The organism is Polaribacter sp. AHE13PA, from assembly GCF_019278505.1.
Lineage (GTDB): Bacteria > Bacteroidota > Bacteroidia > Flavobacteriales > Flavobacteriaceae > Polaribacter.
In genome coordinates this window covers 2835983-2855608 of sequence record NZ_CP058985.1, presented here as the reverse complement: position 1 = coordinate 2855608, position 19626 = coordinate 2835983, and the positions used below count along the sequence as shown (strand labels likewise).

At 30.7% G+C, this 19626-nt stretch carries 13 protein-coding genes; 8 read left to right on the top strand and 5 right to left on the bottom strand.

Going from position 1 to position 19626, the window contains the following annotated elements; translation table 11 throughout:
* Positions 1 to 70 precede the first annotated feature (70 nt).
* Genes H0I28_RS12250 through H0I28_RS12240 form a run of 3 tightly spaced genes read left to right on the top strand, consistent with a single transcriptional unit; the run spans position 71 to position 2985 of the window.
* Positions 71 to 1117, top strand: a complete 1047-nt coding sequence (locus H0I28_RS12250) for an alpha/beta hydrolase (RefSeq protein ID WP_218759284.1) — start codon at positions 71 to 73, stop codon at positions 1115 to 1117.
* A 51-nt stretch (positions 1118 to 1168) separates the two neighbouring features.
* A complete protein-coding gene (locus tag H0I28_RS12245) occupies positions 1169 to 1765 on the top strand; it encodes a hypothetical protein (RefSeq protein WP_218759283.1) in 597 nt (198 codons plus the stop codon).
* Positions 1766 to 1794: 29 nt separating this feature from the next.
* Complete coding sequence (locus tag H0I28_RS12240; protein WP_368384397.1) at positions 1795 to 2985, top strand: PepSY-associated TM helix domain-containing protein; 1191 nt, start codon at positions 1795 to 1797, stop codon at positions 2983 to 2985.
* Between the two features lie 70 nt (positions 2986 to 3055).
* On the opposite strand, the gene pncA is transcribed toward H0I28_RS12240, so the two are convergent.
* The gene (pncA, locus tag H0I28_RS12235) at positions 3056 to 3661 is read right to left on the bottom strand and encodes a bifunctional nicotinamidase/pyrazinamidase (protein WP_218759281.1); all 606 of its coding nucleotides are present in this window, start codon (positions 3659 to 3661) and stop codon (positions 3056 to 3058) included.
* Between the two features lie 67 nt (positions 3662 to 3728).
* The gene (locus H0I28_RS12230; RefSeq protein WP_218759280.1) at positions 3729 to 5126 is read right to left on the bottom strand and encodes a nicotinate phosphoribosyltransferase; all 1398 of its coding nucleotides are present in this window, start codon (positions 5124 to 5126) and stop codon (positions 3729 to 3731) included.
* 301 nt (positions 5127 to 5427) lie between these two features.
* On the opposite strand from H0I28_RS12230, the gene H0I28_RS12225 reads away from it, so the two are divergent.
* The 5 genes from H0I28_RS12225 (at position 5428) to H0I28_RS12205 (ending at position 11830) form a co-directional block, all read left to right on the top strand.
* Positions 5428 to 6738, top strand: a complete 1311-nt coding sequence (locus H0I28_RS12225; protein ID WP_218759279.1) for a TolC family protein — start codon at positions 5428 to 5430, stop codon at positions 6736 to 6738.
* A 55-nt stretch (positions 6739 to 6793) separates the two neighbouring features.
* Positions 6794 to 7873: an efflux RND transporter periplasmic adaptor subunit gene (locus H0I28_RS12220; protein ID WP_218759278.1), complete on the top strand. Its 1080-nt coding sequence runs from the start codon at positions 6794 to 6796 to the stop codon at positions 7871 to 7873.
* A gap of 152 nt (positions 7874 to 8025) precedes the next feature.
* Positions 8026 to 11220 carry an efflux RND transporter permease subunit gene (locus H0I28_RS12215; protein WP_218759277.1) on the top strand — a complete coding sequence of 1065 codons (3195 nt, stop codon included), beginning with the start codon at positions 8026 to 8028 and terminating at the stop codon, positions 11218 to 11220.
* A 100-nt stretch (positions 11221 to 11320) separates the two neighbouring features.
* Positions 11321 to 11626, top strand: coding sequence for a hypothetical protein (locus tag H0I28_RS12210; RefSeq protein WP_218754619.1), 306 nt, complete (start codon positions 11321 to 11323; stop codon positions 11624 to 11626).
* An 18-nt stretch (positions 11627 to 11644) separates the two neighbouring features.
* A complete protein-coding gene (locus tag H0I28_RS12205; RefSeq protein WP_218731758.1) occupies positions 11645 to 11830 on the top strand; it encodes a DUF2892 domain-containing protein in 186 nt (61 codons plus the stop codon).
* 21 nt (positions 11831 to 11851) lie between these two features.
* On the opposite strand, the gene H0I28_RS12200 is transcribed toward H0I28_RS12205, so the two are convergent.
* The 3 genes from H0I28_RS12200 to H0I28_RS12190 all read right to left on the bottom strand — a co-directional run bounded on the left by H0I28_RS12200 (position 11852) and on the right by H0I28_RS12190 (position 19519).
* Positions 11852 to 12754 (bottom strand): YihY/virulence factor BrkB family protein, encoded by a 903-nt coding sequence (locus H0I28_RS12200; protein ID WP_218731757.1) that lies wholly within the window; start codon positions 12752 to 12754, stop codon positions 11852 to 11854.
* 105 nt (positions 12755 to 12859) lie between these two features.
* Positions 12860 to 15601 carry an outer membrane beta-barrel protein gene (locus tag H0I28_RS12195; protein ID WP_218759276.1) on the bottom strand — a complete coding sequence of 914 codons (2742 nt, stop codon included), beginning with the start codon at positions 15599 to 15601 and terminating at the stop codon, positions 12860 to 12862.
* A 468-nt stretch (positions 15602 to 16069) separates the two neighbouring features.
* Entirely contained in the window at positions 16070 to 19519 is a 3450-nt protein-coding gene (locus H0I28_RS12190; protein ID WP_218759275.1) for a hypothetical protein, read from the bottom strand.
* Positions 19520 to 19626: the final 107 nt, after the last annotated feature.

Sequence of the window (19626 nt, the reverse complement as noted above, 5' to 3'; positions counted from 1 at the left end):
TATTATTAAATGTTGAAAAGAGAGCGTTGTTGTTTGTGCGTTCTCTTTTCTGTTTTAAAATATCATAGATATGAGAAATATAATTGTTTTTACTTTTTGTTTGATGTCTTTTTTATCTCAAGCTCAAAAAATTGAGATTGGAGAGGTAAAAACCATACAATCTAAAATATTAGATGAAGAAAGAGAATATTTGGTGTCTTTACCAGAAAATTATTCAAATAAGAATTTTGCCAATCAAAAATACCCCGTTATTTATCTTTTAGACGGAGAAAAATTTTTTAATGTTACCACAGGTATTGTTCAAAAGTTATCTGATGGATATTATCCATTAATGCCAGAATGTATTATTGTGGCAATAAAAAACACGAATAGATCTAGAGATTTAACGCCTACAAAAGTTACGAGTTTATCTTATGAAAATGGAGGTTCTAAGAAATTTGAGTCTTTTATTACAGAAGAATTAATTACTAAAGTTAATCAGACTTATAGAACATTAGATTATAAAATTCTTATAGGGCATTCATTTGGTGGCTTGTTTGCGTTTAATACCTTGTTAAAAAATCCTTCAGAATTTAATGCTTATTTAATTATAGATCCAAGTTTATGGTGGGATGATAATGTACTTGTAAAAAAGTTGGAAAGTAATTTAGAAACAATAGATTTTAAAGGAAGTTCTCTGTTTTTTGCAAATGCAAATTCTAAAGGAAATCAAAAAGAACCTAGCAAACAACATTTTGCTCATTTTGAAGCTAAAAAGAATGCACTTGAATTAATGGAAATTACTACACCTAAAAATTTAAATTATCACGTTAAATTTTATAAAGATGAAGATCACGGAAGTGTTGTATTGCCATCATTAATTGATGGATTAAGAACGATATTTAATGGTTTTAGAATAAATGTAAAAGAGCTTGTAAAAAATCCTTCAATATTAGAAACACAATATAATTTGTTGTCAAAAAATATAGGTTTTAATCTAAAACCTCAAGGAGCTTATATAGACAGAGTCGTAGATTTAGCTATAAAATTAAAAGAAAAAGAGAATGCGATAATTTTAAATACAATCCATCAAAAACAAGATCCAGATAATGTTTATTTAAAAGATAAACTAGATTAACAGTCTAGATAAATAAAGAAAAATAGTTGAGTTCAATTAAAAAATATAAAGATGAAATTAATCAATAAAATTTTAATAATAGCAATCTTAACAATTGTTGTTGGTTGTAGTGAAAAAGAAAGTAAAGGCAGGTTTAATTATCCAATGATAAAATCTAAAATTGCATTGACAGAAGAACAAACTACAAAGTTTGATAAAATTACAACGGAGTATACAGAAAAAGCAAAACAAGCTTGGTTAGATGCTAACGGAAATAAAGAAGCTGCTTTGGCTGCACAAAAAATAGTTTTTGCAGAACAAGATGCTAAAATAAAAGCGTTTATAGAGGACAAACAATACGCAACTTATTTTACAGAAGTAAACATAGAACGTGGCGGAAGAGAAAAATACAATATGTCTTTAATTAAGAAAGAATTGGATTTAGATAGTTTGCAATCTGTAAAATACGATGCAGCAAATGAAACTTTTTTTACAGTTTTAAGAGATAATCACGATAATTATCATGGAAAACTTGATGTTTATATGCAGTATCATAAAGAAATTGATGTAAGTAGAAGAGCTGCTTTTAAAAAGATGATGACAGAAGAACAGTTTGACACATATTTAAAATTGGTTGACGAATATAAGGTTGGTAAAATCGAAGAATAATCGTTTTTAGAAATTTTTAAAGACAATATATGATCAAATATTTACTTCGCAAAAGAAGAAAAAAAGAATCTTTATTTAAGTATATCATGTCCGTGCTGCATTTGTGGCTCGGACTTTTATCGTCTGTGATAATTTTTATTGTTTGTCTTTCTGGAAGTATTTATGCGTTTAAAACACAAATAGAAAACCTTATAGATAGTGATGTTGTTTATATAAAATCAAATAATAGTTCTAAAATAGCGATTGATACTATTTTAAATAATTTCGAAAATCAGTTTGGTGGCGCAACCAATATTACTGTTTTTAAGGAAAATAATAAAAGTATTTTAGTTTCATCATTTAGTAGGAATAATATTGGAGTTTCTGCATATTACAATCCTATTTCTGGTGAATTATTAGGTACTAAAAATCAAAATTCAATAGCCTTTTTTGATTTTATTTTAGAAGTCCATAGGTTTTTGTTGGCTGGTGATGTTGGTAAATTTATAAACGGAGTGGCTGTTTTAATGTTTATTTTCTTACTCTTTTCTGGCTTTATAATCTGGTTGCCAAAAAGGATAAATCAACTTAAAAAAAGTTTAAAAATAAAGCTTGATGCCAAGTTTTATCGTGTAAATTACGATTTGCATAGAGTTTTAGGGTTTTATTCTATTTTGTTACTTTTTTTTATTTCAGTTACCGGTTTGTATGTTTCTTTTCATTGGGTAAAAAATGTTGTAATTGTCGGTTTGGGCGGAGATTCTATTGTAATATCAGATACCAATATTGCTTTAAAAGCATCTTTATCAAGTTCTTTTAATGTTTTGTTTGATGATTTATCAACAAAAGAAAATACGGTTATAAAGCAAAAAAGTGATTTACAAACGTTGCTTATAAAAACAGATAGTGTTTTAAAATATAACGGAACAAAAGTAATTCAACTAGCAAATGAAAATACTAAAAGCATCAATATTAATAAAATGAATACTGATAACTTGTTGCATTTTTATGTTCCGGATAAAATAGAATTTTCAATTGATGGTAAAGTTAGAAAACAAGAACTATTTACAAATTTACCATTACACGAACAATTTAAGTTAATTGCAAAACCATTACATACAGGCGAAATTATGGGTTTGCCAAGCATTATTATTTATTTTCTGATTAGTTTAGTTGGATGCTCGTTACCAATAACAGGTTTTATTATTTGGTTTAAAAAAATCAGCAAAAATAATGTGTAATGTCCTTTTTCATAGGTTTTAATCACTTGCAGGTGGGTTTAAAAGAGTGTGATTTCTTTAAGAAAAGGCGTTATATAAATTCGGAAGAAATAATTTTAACTCCCATATCAACCATTTCTTTTTTAATTTTCTTAAAACCTTCATTGTCTAGTGCTTCGGAAGCATCTTCAATAAAAAAGCAGTTAAAACCTTCTTTAACAGCATCACGAATGGAATAATAAACACAAATATCTGCCGCTAAACCACAGATATAAAGCTCAGTAGTTCCTTTTTCTTTTAAATAGCCAGCTAATCCTGTAGATTTTAGGTGTCCATTATCATAAAAGGCACTATAGCTATCAATTTCCTTATTAGTCCCTTTTCTAAAAATAGTTTCACATTTTAATGTATTTAGTTTAGGATGTAATTCGGCTCCTTTAGATCCTTGTAAACAATGATTTGGCCATAAGGTTTGCGAGATTCCTTTAATTTCAATTATATCAAAAGGAGATAAGCCTTTATGGTTCGAAGCAAAACTGATATGATCTTCTGGGTGCCAATCTTGGGTAGCAATCACCAAATCAAATTTAGGTTGTATCTCATTGATAATTGAAACTATTTTATCTCCATTAGGAACAGGAAGCGATCCAGTTGGCATAAAGTCATTTTGTACATCTATTATAAGAAGTGTTTTCATAAGTCATTTTTTTAGTTGAAATTTATATATAATCATGCTAGAAATGATAACCTTAAAAGGATTCTGTTTAGAATTTATGTTCATTAACTAATTTATCGCGATCTTGTTTTAATTTTAAACTAAGTCCTATTTTATAAATATGCGGATTTTGAAAACGTTTGTATTCATTAGGAAGTTGTGCTAAACGAGATTGAGAATATTCAGCAATTTCAGAAACAGATCTAGAAGGAGCTATTTTTTTTCCATTCTCCATAACTTTCTCAAGTAAGGCTTCCTGCTTAAAAGTTTCTAAATTTAATCCTTTTGTAGCATCAAAAGGATGTTCTATTTTTGCTACTTCCCCTTCTTTATATAAAGTTACAGCATCAGCGCCATAAAACATGTTTTTATCATCTAACATTCTATATACCTGCTTTTTGTAAGGTAGCGATACTTTTATAATATTTTCAGAAAGTTTAATTCTTGGTTCTCCATCATACTCTGATAATTTATAAACACCATCTAGAGCAGCGTCTGGGCTCCCTGTAACTAAATTAGTTCCAACACCAAAAATATCGATAGGGGCTTCTTGCTCTTTAAGACTTTTTATAACATATTCATCCAACTGATTAGAGGCTACAATTTTTACATAACTTAAATTGGCTTCGTCTAGAATTTCTCTCGTTTTTTTAGATAAATATGCCAAATCACCACTATCTAAACGGACTCCAAGTAGTTTTTCTCCTCTAGCTTCCATTTCTTTGGCTACCGTAATTGCTTTTGGTAATCCACTTTTTAAAGTATTGTAGGTATCTATTAAAAGTACACATCCTTTAGGTCGTATTCTTGCAAAATCTCGAAATGCTTGTATTTCTTCTTTATAACTCTGAATGAATGAGTGCGCCATTGTACCCGTAGATGGAATATTATAATCTTTAGCAGCAACTACATTACTTGTACTATCAAAACCACCAATTATAGCGGCTCTAGAGGCATAATATCCTCCAGTAGCATGAGCACGACGTAAACCCATATCTAATAGAACTTCCTCTTTTGCACTATATCTAATTCTGCTTGCTTTTGTTGCTATTAAGGTCTGAAAATTAAGAATGTTTAGTAAAAAAGTTTCTATAATCTGTGCTTCAATAATATTAGCTTCTACTTGTAAAATAGGACGATTAGGGAAAACAACATCACCTTCCTTACTTGAAAAAATAGTTCCTTTAAAACTAAAATTCTTTAAGTATTCTAAAAAATCATTTTCAAATCCATGCTGTTTTAAATATTCAATATCAGAAGTAGAGAATTTAAAAGTTTCCAAAACATTTAACACATCTTCTAATCCTGCAAAAATAGAATAGCCACCATTAAAAGGATTGTGGCGATAATAATAATCAAACACTGCTTGTCCATCTGGTTTCGTCTTAAAATAGACTTGAGCCATAGTAAGTTGATAAAGGTCTGTATAAGCTGCTGTAATATTCATGCCGATTTAGTTTTAAAATGTGAAGGTATTTAAAAAAATATATATTATTCCTAAGCCTTCAGAAAAAAAACGTATTCCTTTATTTTAAACATTTCCAAAACTCCGATAATTGCTTTTAGCTATAAAGTTTTTATAATAGTTTATTCTATAACCATTCATAATTCTATTTGTAATAGTGATCCGTATGTTTCGTAGAAATAAGTATGCAACTATAGCGAACTATCATTCTTTGCTAGGTAACTTATGTTACTGACTTGAGAAATTATCCAGTGTACATTTGCCTCAGATAATTAAAGAATACATGAAAAATACAATATACATAACCATATTTTGCTTATTTACAGTTACTTTGCTTGTAGATGCACAAGAGATAAAACCAATTTCAAAAGCAGAAATCTTAGTCAAAGTTGTAGAAAATAATAGAACCATTCAAATTTCTAAAGAAGAGTTTAATGCTTCAAAAGCAGATTATAGACAAACCAATGCTGTGTTTTTACCAAATATTACAGCAAGTCATACGGGTATTTCTACAACAAATCCTTTAATGTCTTTTGGATCTAAGTTAAATCAGGAAATATTAACCTCTGCAGATTTTAATCCTACTTTGTTAAATGATCCAACAACTACTAGAAATTTTGCAACGAAGATAGAAATTCAGCAACCATTAATTAATTTAGATGGCTTTTATCAACGTAAAGCTGCCAAAACTAAAATGGAAGCGATGTCTTTAAAAACGGAAAGAACGCAAGATTATTTAGCCTTCGAAGTAGAAAAAGCATACATGCAATTACAATTAGCGTACAAAGCAGTAGCTGTTTTAGAAAAAGCATTAGAAGCAGCAAAGGCGAATAAACAAATGGCAGACAATAGTTTTAAGCAAGGTTTTTTACAGCAAGCTGATGTTTTAAATGTAGAGATAAGAGTTACAGAAGTTAAAAACCAGTTACAAACAGCAAAAAGTAATGTACAAAATGCTTCTAATTATTTATCATTTTTAATGAATGATGAAAGCGATGTGGTGTATCAACCCACAGAAAGTTTAGCTGTTTCTAGTCTTAACATTGGTAACAAAATAATTTCTGAAAATAGAGCAGATATCAAAGCCATGCAATTGGCGTCTAAAGGTTATGAAGCAATGAATAAAGCTGATAAAATGGCTTTTTTACCGCGTTTAAATGCCTTTGGTAGTTATGAAATGTATGATAACAAAGTATTCCAGGGTGAAGCAAACGGATATTTAATTGGCGCACAATTAAGTTGGGATATTTTTCAGGGTTCTAAACGTTTTGGGAAAGCTCAAAAAAGTAAAGCTGAGTTAGAAAAATCGAAGTTAGAATATACGCAATACGTTTCTAAAAGTAACTTAGAGTTGAATAAAGTAAAGCGCCAGTTGGTTGATGCAAAAAACAGATTAGAGTTAACGGATTTAGCAGTACAACAATCAGAAGAATCTTTAAGAATTAGAAAAAACAGATTTAAAGAAGGTTTAGAAAAAACGTCCGATTTACTAATGGCGGAAACTCAATTTGCACAGAAACAATTAGAATATTATCAGACAATTTTCGAATATAATTTTACACAAACTTATTTAGAGTTTTTAACCAAGCAATAGAAATAGTTGGCAGTAATTAGTCGCCGTTTTCAGTAAAAAAATAAAACCAATACAAATGAAAAAATACATATACATAATAGCAATATTTACAACATCATTATTAATAACGAGTTGTGGCAGTGAAGAAAAAAAAGCAGCAGTAGATACTACACCAGTAATTGCTGTAAAAGTTAGTAAAGTTGCTGTAAATAGCAACACACCGTTTTTGTCTGTAAGCGGAAAAATTGAGGCAACTAATAGTGCAGATTTAAGTACTCGAATGATGGGGTACGTTAAAAATGTGCATGTAAATGTTGGCGACAAAGTTAGAAAAGGTCAGTTGTTAGTTTCTATTAACAATACAGATTTACAAGCAAAAAAAGGACAAGTAAACGCAGGTATTACACAGGCTAAAACGGCTTTTACAAATGCAGAGAAAAATTACAATCGTTTTAAAAATTTGTATGAAAGTAAAAGTGTTACTCAGAAAGAAATGGATGACATGACTGCTAATTACCAAATGGCAAAAGCAGGTTTAGAATCTGCCAATCAAATGAAAAACGAAATTAATGCACAGTTTGCATATTCTAATATTACGGCTCCTTTTAGTGGTGTTATTACTAGTAAAAATATTGAAGTAGGAGATATGGCAAATCCAGGGATGCCTTTAATTAGTTTAGAAGCTCCTGATGAGTTTGAAGTAATTGCGATGGTTCCTGAAACAGAGATCTCACAAATTAAAAAAGGAACAACTGTAAATATTTTGGTGAAATCTATGGATAAAACACTAAAAGGAAAAGTTACGGAAGTAAGTACTTCTGCTAAAAATACAGGAGGACAGTATTTAGTGAAAATTAATTTAGATAAAACAGAGGTGTCTATTTTATCTGGAATGTTTGCTACGGTACAGTTTCCGGTAGAGAGAAAAACAGCATCAGAATTGGTTTTAATTCCTACGGATGCAATTGTTACCAATGGTCAATTATCTGGCGTTTATACAGTAAGTGAAACTAATACTGCTATGTTACGTTGGTTGCGTTTAGGAAGAACTTATGGAAACAATGTTGCCGTTTTATCTGGTTTAAATGCTGATGAATCTTATATAGTTTCTGCGGAAGGAAAATTATTCAACGGAGCTAAGATAAGTATTCAGTAAACAGTTTTCAGTCACAATTACAAGTCTGAATTATAATAGTAATCAAGAATTATCGCGTTAAGGATAGAAATGAAAATCCTTTTTTTGCTGCCATATATGGCAAAAAAAGATTGTAACGGATAGCCTGTTAAAACGCCCAAAATATTAATAATATGAAAGAAGGTTTAGCTGGAAAAATTGCAAAAGTCTTTATTGGATCAAAATTAACCGTATTGCTAATGATCGTTTTTATGGTGGTTGGTGTGTACGCATCTTTTTTGATTCCGAGAGAAGAAGAGCCGCAAATTGATGTGCCTATGGCAGATATTTTTGTGGGATATCCAGGTGCGAGTCCTACAGAAGTAGAATCGCGCGTGGTAAAACCTTTAGAAAAATTAATCTCGAATATTAAGGGTGTAGAGTATGTGTATTCTACGTCTATGAACGAGAAAGCAATGGTAATTGTGCAGTTTTATGTGGGCGAAGATATTGAGCGTTCTTTTGTAAAGTTATACAATGAAATTAACAAGCACATGGATCAAATGCCTGCTGGTGTTACGTTTCCGTTGGTTAAAACGCGTGCTATTGATGATGTGCCAATGTTGGGTTTAACGTTGTGGAGTGAAAACTATAGCGATTATCAATTAAGCCAAATGGCGCAAGAGTTAGAATCGGAAATTAAGAAGGTAAATGATGTTTCTATTACGCATAAAATTGGTGGTAGAAACCGTCAGTTACGTGTGGTTTTAGACAAAGATAAATTGGCTGCAAGCGGATTGGATTTCTTATCAGTTTCTGAAATGATAAAAGCCAATAATACACAATTAAGTGCAGGTAGTTTTGATAAAAGTGATACAGAATTTTTAGTAAAAACGGGTAAGTTTTTAGCTTCTGCTGCAGATGTTGAAAATTTAGTGGTTGGCGTACAACAGAATAGACCAATCTACTTAAAACAAATTGCTAATATTGTTGATGGACCAGAAATTCCACAGAATTATGTGTCTTTAGGTTTCGGAAAAGCGAGTGAAAAAGCCAATACTTATAAATCTGAATATCCGGCAGTAACTATTTCTGTTGCTAAAAGAAAAGGAGCCGATGCTATGAAAATTGCTGAGGTTATTTTAACAAAAGTAAATCATTTACGTACAACTTTAATTCCGGATGATGTACATGTAGAAATTACTAGAAATTACGGAGAAACCGCTTCTCATAAAGTATCTGAATTGTTGTGGCACCTTATTGGTTCTATCTTTGCCGTTACTTTGGTTGTAATGTTGGCAATGGGCTGGCGTGGTGGTTTGGTGGTGTTTTTATCCGTGCCAATTACGTTTGCGTTAACGTTGTTGAGTTATTATATGATGGATTATACGTTAAACAGAATTACGTTGTTTGCGTTGGTTTTTGTAACAGGTATTGTGGTGGATGATTCCATAATTATTGCAGAAAATATGCACAGGCATTTTAAGATGAAACGTCTGCCGTTTAAACAAGCTGCTTTATATGCAATTAATGAAGTTGGAAATCCAACCATTTTAGCAACATTTACAGTAATTGCTTCTGTTTTACCAATGGCTTTTGTGTCTGGATTAATGGGGCCTTATATGGCGCCAATGCCAATTGGAGCATCAATTGCAATGATTTTATCATTATTTGTTGCGTTGACAATTACACCTTATTTGGGATATATTTTTCTAAGAGAAAAAGATAAAAAAGGCGGTGTAGAGAAAGTAGAAAAACCTTTAGAAGAAACTTTTATATATAGAATTTATAGCAAATTTGAAAGACCTTTATTGGAAAACGGAATGAAACGTTGGTTGTTTCTGGGTGGAACATTTGTGGTTTTAATGGCTACAATGGTATTATTTTTCACCAATTCTGTGGCTGTAAAAATGTTGCCTTTTGATAATAAAAACGAGTTTCAGGTAGTAATAGATATGCCAGAAGGAACTACTTTAGAAAGAACAGGAGTTGTTGCTCAAGAAATTTCTCAGTATTTAGCAACAAGACCAGAAGTGGTGAATTATCAGAATTATATTGGTACTTCTGCACCGATTACTTTTAATGGTTTGGTACGTCATTACGATTTACGTGGAGGTTCTAATATGGCAGATATTCAGGTGAATTTGGTTGATAAAGGCGAACGTGAAATTCAGAGTCATGGAATTGCAAAGTTGTTAAGGACAGAAATACAACGAATTGCAGCAAAATACAATGCAAATGTGAAGTTGGTAGAAGTACCACCAGGACCTCCAGTATTATCTACTATTGTTGCTGAGGTTTATGGACCCGATTATAATGAGCAAATTAAGATAGCAAATAGTGTTCAGAATATTTTAAAGAACACAGAAGATGTGGTAGATATTGATTGGATGGTAGAAGATGACCAAACAGAGTATCAATTTGAAATTAATAAAGAAAAGGCAATGTTGTATGGCGTTGTTCCGCAGCAAATTGCGTACACCATGAATATGGCTTTGTCTAACCGTGCAATTACTACTTTGTATGATGAAAATGCAGTAAATCAAATTGGCTTAGTTTTAACTTTGGATGAAAAAGAAAAATCTACAATTTCTGATATTTCTCAATTAAAAGTAAAATCGAAACAGGGGAATATGGTTCCTATTGCAGATTTGGTTGAAATTAAAGAGACGATTGCTGCAAAAAGTATTTATAGAAAAAACCAAAAACGTGTGGTTTATGTATTGGCAGATATGGCAGGAGAATTAGAAAGTCCGGCATATGCTATTTTAGGAATGGAGGAAAAATTGAAAGAAATAAAAGTTCCTGTAGGGTATAAGTTGGATGAAATGTATTTGGGACAACCAGATTTTGAAGATAATTACACTGTGAAATGGGATGGAGAATGGCAAATTACTTTAGAGGTTTTTAGAGATTTAGGAATTGCATTTTTGGGAGCTATCATCTTAATTTATATTTTAATTGTTGGATGGTTTCAAAACTTTAAAGCACCAATTGTAATGATGGTTGCAATTCCGTTATCATTAATAGGAATTATTTTAGGACACTGGATTATGGGTGCCTTTTTTACAGCAACATCATTTATTGGAATGATTGCACTAGCAGGAATTATGGTTCGGAATTCTGTTTTATTGATAGATTTTATCAACTTAAGAACAGATGAAGGAATTCCTTTAAAACAAGCTTGTATTGAAGCAGGAGCAGTAAGAACAACTCCAATTTTATTAACCGCAGGAACCGTTGTTATTGGAGCATTTGTAATTTTGTTTGACCCTATTTTTCAAGGACTAGCAATATCTTTAATGGGAGGAACGATTGTTTCTACGGTATTAACATTGTTAGTTGTGCCACTTGTTTATAATATGATAGAAAAGAAGAATTATAAATAGTAATTAATTCTCTCGCAGATTGCGCAGATTCTCGCAGAAGAGTTCCATAAAAATCTGCGATTATCCGTGAGATCTACGGGAAGTAAAAAAGAAAAAATTCATGAAATTAGTAATTGTTACAGCTGTAGAAGAATTTCAAAAGGAGGTTTTAAAAATCTTCAAGAAAGCAAATATTGAAAACTTTAGTAGTTCAGATATTGATGGTCATAAAAATGTACCTCAATTATTAAAGGCTTCTAGTTGGTTTTCTTCAGAGAAGAACGGTAATGAATCTATTATGTTTTTCTCTTTTACAGAAGCAGAAAAAATAGATGGTTTATTTGTGTTCATAGAAGATTTTAATAAAAATATAGAAACAAATAATCCTTTAAAAGCAATTGTTTTACCAATAGAAAGGTTTATATAAATTTAAGAAAGATAAAGAATGTTAAATAAATATTTTAGAGTTATAGTAGGAGTAATGGTTTTATTAAGTGTGGTGCTTTCTGTTTATGTAAGTCCTAATTGGATGTGGTTTACCGTATTTATTGGTGTAAACTTAATTCAGTCTGCTTTTACCAAATGGTGTTTATTAGAAACCATTCTAGTGAAATTAGGCGTTAAAAAATAAAATTGGATTTAAAATAGAGACTTATTCGATAATTTTTTCTGGTTGTTTTAAAAGATATTTTATTGAATAAGCTCTTGTAAAGTGTGCTCCATAGAAGAGAATTAAACTAGTGTAAGAAACCCATAGCATTACTAATATTATAGAGCCAGCGGCACCATAGGTAGAACCTGGTTCTACTTCGCTAAAGTATATTGCAAGTAAATATTTACCAACAACAAAAAGAATTGAGGTTAACAAAGCACCAATTCTAACAGCTCTCCATGGTACATTTGCATTTGGTAGAATTTTAAACATCGCTGCAAAAACAAAATAAATAGAAGCTAAGGAGATAAAAATATCTAACGTGAAAATGGAATTTACTAATTCATTAGAAATAATATTTTTTAAATTTTCTCCAAAAGTACTAAGTAGTGATGTTAAAACGAGACTTATTAGTAGTAAGAAAACAATAATTAAGATAAAACCAAAACTTTTTAATCTTACAAAAACAGTTTCTAAAACACCATTTTTAAATCTAGGTTTAGCATCCCAAATGGTGTCTAAAATATTTTGTATTTGAAAAAATACACCTGTAGAACCATATAGTAAAGTTGCAATACCAATGATGGTAGTAAATAATGACGTTTTTTTATTTCCATCATTAACCATCATTCCTTTTATTGTTTCTGCCGTTTCGGCACCAATAGCGTTAGATATTTCGTTTAAAATTTGTCCTTCTACTATTTCTTTCCCCCAAATAGAACCAACAAGGTTAAATATAATAATTAGTAGTGCAGGTAAAGAGAGTATTGCGTAATAAGCAATAATTGCAGCTTTATTAAAGGGGTCATCTTTAAACCAGGCTTTTGCACTTGTTAACAATAACTCAGGTAAATGTGTTAGTTTAAATTTTTTTCTTTCTGTATTTTCTTTTTTATCTGTCATACATAGCAAAATTACAGAATAATTATAGATCTATAATTATTTTTTAGATGTGTATTTTGTTACTTTTAAAGTTCTTAGTAAAAGAAAAGTATTAAGATTTATACTTTATCCTCTATATCTTCTTTCTCTTGATGGTTCAAACTTTTTACCTGCTCCTCCTAAACTATTAAATTTCCAGGTAAAGGTTAACATTGCGTATTGTTTTAAAACAGTACTAGAAGAATCTTGAATATAATCTTCTGTAGCGACTCTTCTTGCATTTGTATTCTGATTTAAAATATCATATACTTTAATACCAACTGCTCCTTGATCTTTTAAGATTGAATAACGTAAAGTTGTATTCCAAAACCAAGCACTTTTTTGAAATCCGTCTGCAATATTTGGATTATAGTTATAGTTAACATCGTTTCTCCATTCTAACTTTTTTGGTAAAAATGTTGAGGTGCTTATTAAAACATCATGACTTGTAAAGTTTTTATCACTAAAACTATCTATATCGTAAGTGTTTTTGTTAAATGAAACAGAATAAGATGGTCTAATTTCAAACACATCATCCCACATAAAATCAAAACCAATTCTTGGAGAAATTGACGTTGCTTTACTAGAGTATTGTACACCATTGTTAAAGTTAATGTTTTTATTAAGGTTTCCAAAAACCGTAAATTCTGATTTTAAACTACCAAAATCTTCCCATTTTTTGGTTACACTATAACTTCCACCACCTTGTAGGCTATAAAAACCATCTACGTTAGTATAAGAAGTTTCTCTAATAAGTGTGTTTTGATCTACTATAGTGTTTGCTACGACTCTATCATTTGTTATAGTAGCGTTACCAAAAGCCCAAAAACCAGTTCTTTCTTGCCAATTAAAATTGGATACTCCAAAACGAATACTATGTGTTTTAGTAGGATCTAATTCTGGATTACCAGTTACAATATTTAAAGGATTAGATTCATCTCTAAATGGTTGTAATTGAGATAAAGAAGGTGTTCCGTTTCTAAAGTTATATCTAAGACGATAGCTACTGGTTCTGTTTTTTCTAAAACGAAGCCCTAATCCGTATTCTAAGTTATTAAATTCCCTTTCTAAATTGGTTTCTGGCCTTAAAAAATCTGTGTTTTTTAAAGTTCTGTTTACGTAAGCAATATCTGCAGAAGTAGACCATTTTTCATTTCGGAAAGATAATTTTGCACGTGGTTTTTTAACATTGTCTTGATATTCGAAATCGGTACTTAATAAGCTACTGAAATCTGTGTAATCGTTGGTGTTTTGATCCAAGTTAAACGTACTTCTTATTTTTGTTGTTTTTGTGTTTGAATATTCATAACCAACATCAAAAAATAATAGTCTTGATATTATTGGAAAACGATACGTAACCTCACTTCCAATTTCCGTTTTGTCTGTATTTCCATCGGAATATTGGTCTCTAAGTATTTGATTAGGTGTATCACCATAAATATTAGTTTCAGATTTTACTAAATCTTCTGTTTCAGATTTATCAATATTTGCTGTCAATTCTACTCTTAAAAAAGCACCTCTACTGCCAAACATTTTGGTTAAATTTACTTCATTATTAAAATTTTTGCTATTAGAATCTGCAATTGAGTTAGAGTTAGAATCGTTTGTTAGCGCATTACTGTTATTAAAACTTTCTGAATTACTTGTATATGTGTTTTTGTTAATATCTGCATTAAAATCAGATTCTATGTCAATTCTAAAAGTACTGTCAATTTCAATTTCAAAATCTACACTTGCATCATGGCTGTCACTTTCATTAAAAGAAGTGTTGTAAGAATTTGTAGAAAAGCTTGTTCCGTCGGCTAAGAATGTTTCTCTGTTACTTGTTGTTTTATTGTCGGATTCACTATTTTTATAGAAGTAATCACTAGAAAGTTCAAACATTTTACCAAAAGCATTTATGTAATTTAAACCATAGTTGTTAGAAGTAACAATACCTTGTCCGCCTCCAAAGCTTCTGTTATTTCCACCAAATTGCAATCTTTGATTTCCAAAACTAAAACCAGGAGAGTTTATATTATTACCACCGGCTAAAAGTCCTATTCGTTCGCTTCCTTTAAAACGAGTTGCCATACCTGCATATTCATATCTTCCGTCTGTACCAATTCCTGCAGCAGTTTTACCAAAATACCCTTTATTATTTTCTTTTTTAATAGTCAGGTTTATCGTTTTATTTTCTCCATCAGAATCTTCACCTGCAAATGCTTGTGCATTGGTTTTTGTATCTGAAATTTGTATTTTTTCAATAATATCTTTGGTAAGGTTTCTGGTTGTAATGGTTGGGTCGTTTCCAAAGAAAGGCTTTCCGTTAACAAGTATTTTATTCACAGATTTTCCGTTTACCGTTATTGCTCCTTCATCATCGACTTCTACTCCAGGTAGTTTTTTTAATAAATCTTCTACATTGGCATCTTTCTTTGTTTTAAAAGACTTTACATTAAATTCTACGGTATCTTTTTTTATGGTGATGGGAGCACTTGATCTAATAACAACAGCATCTAATGCATTAGCTAGTTCTAAGTTTAAATTACCAACATGCTGGTTTTTTGTATTAATTATTTTTGTGTACGGTTTATAACCAATATATGAAACTACTAATTTTATTTGGCTATCTGCTGTTTTACCTTCAACATTAAAATAACCTTTAGCGTCGGTTATTGTATAAGAAATAATACTGCTGTCTTTTAAACGTTCTGCATGTACGGTTGCAGATTCTAGCAATTCATTGTCTTCTAGTGATGTTATTGTACCAGTAATTTTAAATTCTTTAGTTTGAGAATAGGTGATACAAGTAAAAATTAAGCAGATGAGTAAAAGAACTTTCTTCATTATTATTGGTTGATTAAATGAGGTGTGGACAAGTGAAACTAAATAAAGAAGCAAAGGTTTAATTAAAGAATTGATAAATACGGGTTTTTAACAAAACTTTAGGGTTTGGGTGGTGTGCTCTTTTTTCTCTTTTTTTAAAAATTGTAAACCTAATTTATAAGGGTAAAACGTTGAAGATGATGTGATAAAAACTTGGTAGGTATGGGAAATTAGTAATTTTATCGTTTTGTTATATTTATTTATTCTAAATAAAGACTATATTTGTCACATAATTATTTAAGATGATTGTTTTTTATACTGAGAGTAAGCCCGTAGTTTCTATGTTAAATACATCCGTATGTGATAGTGTTTGTTCGTCTAGTTGCATAAAACCAAAAAGTAGCTGTTGTAATAAGTATAAAAAAAAGGGCATCAACTGTAAGCGATGCCCTCATATTTTGCTAAAAGCTTCTTAGCTTAATTTTGTTGTTATCCTTTTCTATATAAAGGATCTGTACCAATTGTCCCCATTAAACCTTCTAAATATTCATTAGAAATTACATGTTTGTATTGTCGTTTTAAGTTTTCTAATCGTGTATTAATATCCATTTCTGAAGCAATAGAATTGTTATAAGGGTTTGCAATAAAGTCTTCAGAATATTTTATTTGATTATCATAAAAAGCAATGTCTTTTTGCTGTTTTAATTGTAATCTCTCTTTGTACCAATCGCTGTTAATCACGTACTCCCTTTCAAATAATTTACGTAATTCTGGATCACTAATGTCTTTACCTTCATAATTACCGTATGCCATAATGTGTAATAATACCTTTAATGGTGGAATAGCAGCACTTATGCTTCCATCTTCAAAATAGTTTAAAGCTACTTTTTGCTGTGCTTCAGTAATATTTTTAATTCCATCTACAAAATCTTCTAAACCTTGTAATTCTGGTTTTAGCATTCTTTCGCTAAAAACAGCTGTAGGTTCATCAAAAATTCTATTTAGACATCTGTAAGAAAAAGTTTTTGTAATTCTGTATCCTAATCTACTCGCTAAAATAGTTTCTCCTTCGTATTCAAAATCATTAATTTTTTCTAAAGAACCATTTTTAATTAATTCTTTAGGATCTCTGTCTTTAGGTTCTAATCTTGCCCAAATTTCAGGAATTAATAAACTGACATCATGATCTATTTTATTTTCTGCACCTACATAACCTGCAGCGGTGCTAAATCCGTTAGATTCTGTTAAGATATGAGACAACAACGCATTGTTTAGATCTGTTGTTGGTGTAAGCATGTTAAATGGTGCTTTTGTTAAAGCTCCTTCTGTACCAGCTCCAGTAGTAGATGGAGATTTCCCTGTTAAACTACAGATAAAGTCCATAAATAATTCTGGTGTTTCTTGGTAGTGAATTGGGTTGTACACTGCTAAAGGTCTTATTCCGGCTGCTTTATCAACAGGATTATTTCTTCTACCGGGTAAAACAGCATTAACAACATGATATACAGGTTCGTTTAAGTTTATTTTTCTAACCAAACGAACACCAATATCCGCTAAGTAAGTTTCTTCAGTTTCTACAACATTTTTACATGGCTCTAAATAACGCGGGTTTTTGGTAGGTTCACCATTTACAATTCTTGTATGAGAAGGCAATGCAAAAAACTGTTCTTTTTTATCACTTTTAACAATACTTTCAATAAAATCTTTAACTGGTTGTGTGTATTTATCAAAGTTGATAGTGTCTTCGTATAAAGCAATAGCGTCTTCTTTCTTTAATAATTCGTAGTTGGTTAAAAAACGGCCGTTTGTTACTAAATCTAATTCGGCAGCTTTATCGTAACCTCTTACTACCGCTTCATCTGGTCTCTGAAAAAGGTGTGCCTCGCAATTGGTTAATAGCTTTAAACTTTTATTAGTGAATTCTGGGTTTAAGTTTTTTAATTGATTTCTAGGTATGGTAATAGAAGCTGTTATATCGTCTTCTGTTTGTACTTTTTCTGAAGGAGAAAAATCTGAACGTAATTTGTTTAACATCCAATTTCCTTGTTCATTAAAACCAATACGAACATAACTACCAACAACAGGTGTGTTATTGTATAGTAAACTCGTTCCTTTTTTTCCGTTGATAATTTCAACAGACATATACTCTTTCCAATTTAAAGTTCCGTGTGCTTGTCTGTATAACCTTTTTACAAAAAGGACTAAAGAACGAATGTGTACCGGAATTTCTTCTAAAAATTGATTGAACTCATCTGAATTATGTTTCGACGGAATTAATAGTTTAACAGCAGAACTTAACGTTCTTTTTTCACTTAAAAAAGATCTAGAAATTGGTCTGTTTGGATCTTTTACTTTCCATCGATTAGAATAAACATACTCTATAATTTCGTCTGCTTTTTTAAAGTCTTCTTCTATATTATGAATGTTAAAAGTACTATACGTAATAGCATTTTGCATTGGTTTAGATATCTCAGATTTACCACCACCAGAAACTGTACATGGTTTATGGCAAAAAACACCTTCTGCAAATGTTTCTATAATTCTCCATAAATCGATGGATTTATGTTTTTCTAATTTTAATTTACTTCCCGTAGGGTGTATGTAAGTTTTGTAAGGAGACAATGTTAATTTCTGCTCTTTACTTTTATGCATCCAAGTAATGCTGTTGGTATTAGTGTTTATGTATGCAAACTCTGGAATGTAAACAATATTTGGGTATTTTTTATCTACCGCATAGTTTTCTGGTTTTACCTCTATGGTATCTCCTAAAAGTTGTTTTACACCTTCAAAAGTATGCTTAAAGTTATAAAACTCAGATTGCACTTTACCATCTACGGTATCGCCCATAACTCTTCTAGCAAATGCAATGGCACCACCTGCATGTTCTTCCTCTACCAAACCAAATAGGTTGGCAGAATAACTAATTTGAGTTTTTATTTCTTTTTTAGAATAACCGTAATAATTATCTGCAATTAGGGTAACTACAACACCTCTATCATCTCTACAGGTAATTTTAAAAGCACCACCTTCATTATAAAGTTCCTCTTCATTTTCCCAACACATGCCGTCTTTTTTCTGACGTTCTGTAGCATCATTAAAATGAGGTAAGCCAACATCTTTCTTTTTTAATTCTTTTAATTGTGGCGCTAGAACAATACAGCCAGTATGTCCTGTCCAATGTTCTGTATCTAAAGCAGCATCATTTTGTGCTAAATTATGGTCTCCGGCATTGCCGAAAATAGACTCTACAAAATCTAAATTACTTACTAAGTTTCCTGGTACAAAAAAGCGAACTTCTAATGATTTTTCTGAGATTACTCCTTTTACTTCCGGACAAACCACAGGTCTTAAAAGTGATGAAACCATTACTTTTGCTTGGTTTTCTTGATTAGAAGTAAATGGAAGTGTTTTTAAATTATCCGAAGGATTAAAAGCTGAATGTAATAAATGCGCAAAAGTTTCTTGCGGAACTTCTTTTTTATCTAATGGTACAGGTAAGCTACCTTCTACAATATGAAAAGTTCCCTTAGTTGTTCTTTTATCGTTTAAAGGGTTGTTTAAAATACCTTGTTTTATTCTGCTAGTAGTAACTAAATTACTTTTAAAAGAATCACCATCTGGAGGTAAACTAAGTTCTCTTGCTTGTCCTTTTTTAGTTAATACCAATGTGCTGTTTGGTATTACAAGAGATTTATTAATAGAGACTTCTTTTAAATAATCATTAATAAATGCTTGTATTCTTGAATCTACAGGAGAAAGATGGTTCGATAATAATCTCGATCTTTGTTTGATGCTTTTAATAAGACTGCTAGTTAATTCCTCAAATTTTGGATCTAAAAATTGAATAGAATTTTCTGGTTTGTCTTTAAAAGTAGGTTGTCCTAATGAAGCTAATTGTAGGTTAATAAACTGAATAATGTCATTTCTAGTTTCTTGCATAATGATATTTTTAAACTCTTATAAAAATACCATAAATTTTTCATTGCTAAGTTACTGATACATTAAGTATTTAACTCTTGTTAAAAATAAATCGTTTTATTGATTTT

Excerpts from the sequence above, each read along its gene's own strand:
- H0I28_RS12225 (WP_218759279.1), top strand. The coding sequence starts at position 5,428 with ATGAAAAATACAATATACATAACCATATTTTGCTTATTTACAGTTACT.
- H0I28_RS12230 (WP_218759280.1), bottom strand. The coding sequence starts at position 5,126 with ATGAATATTACAGCAGCTTATACAGACCTTTATCAACTTACTATGGCT.
- H0I28_RS12200 (WP_218731757.1), bottom strand. The coding sequence starts at position 12,754 with ATGACAGATAAAAAAGAAAATACAGAAAGAAAAAAATTTAAACTAACA.
- H0I28_RS12240 (WP_368384397.1), top strand. The coding sequence starts at position 1,795 with ATGATCAAATATTTACTTCGCAAAAGAAGAAAAAAAGAATCTTTATTT.
- H0I28_RS12215 (WP_218759277.1), top strand. The coding sequence starts at position 8,026 with ATGAAAGAAGGTTTAGCTGGAAAAATTGCAAAAGTCTTTATTGGATCA.
- H0I28_RS12250 (WP_218759284.1), top strand. The coding sequence starts at position 71 with ATGAGAAATATAATTGTTTTTACTTTTTGTTTGATGTCTTTTTTATCT.
- H0I28_RS12195 (WP_218759276.1), bottom strand. The coding sequence starts at position 15,601 with ATGAAGAAAGTTCTTTTACTCATCTGCTTAATTTTTACTTGTATCACC.
- H0I28_RS12205 (WP_218731758.1), top strand. The coding sequence starts at position 11,645 with ATGTTAAATAAATATTTTAGAGTTATAGTAGGAGTAATGGTTTTATTA.
- H0I28_RS12220 (WP_218759278.1), top strand. The coding sequence starts at position 6,794 with ATGAAAAAATACATATACATAATAGCAATATTTACAACATCATTATTA.
- pncA (WP_218759281.1), bottom strand. The coding sequence starts at position 3,661 with ATGAAAACACTTCTTATAATAGATGTACAAAATGACTTTATGCCAACT.
- H0I28_RS12190 (WP_218759275.1), bottom strand. The coding sequence starts at position 19,519 with ATGCAAGAAACTAGAAATGACATTATTCAGTTTATTAACCTACAATTA.
- H0I28_RS12210 (WP_218754619.1), top strand. The coding sequence starts at position 11,321 with ATGAAATTAGTAATTGTTACAGCTGTAGAAGAATTTCAAAAGGAGGTT.
- H0I28_RS12245 (WP_218759283.1), top strand. The coding sequence starts at position 1,169 with ATGAAATTAATCAATAAAATTTTAATAATAGCAATCTTAACAATTGTT.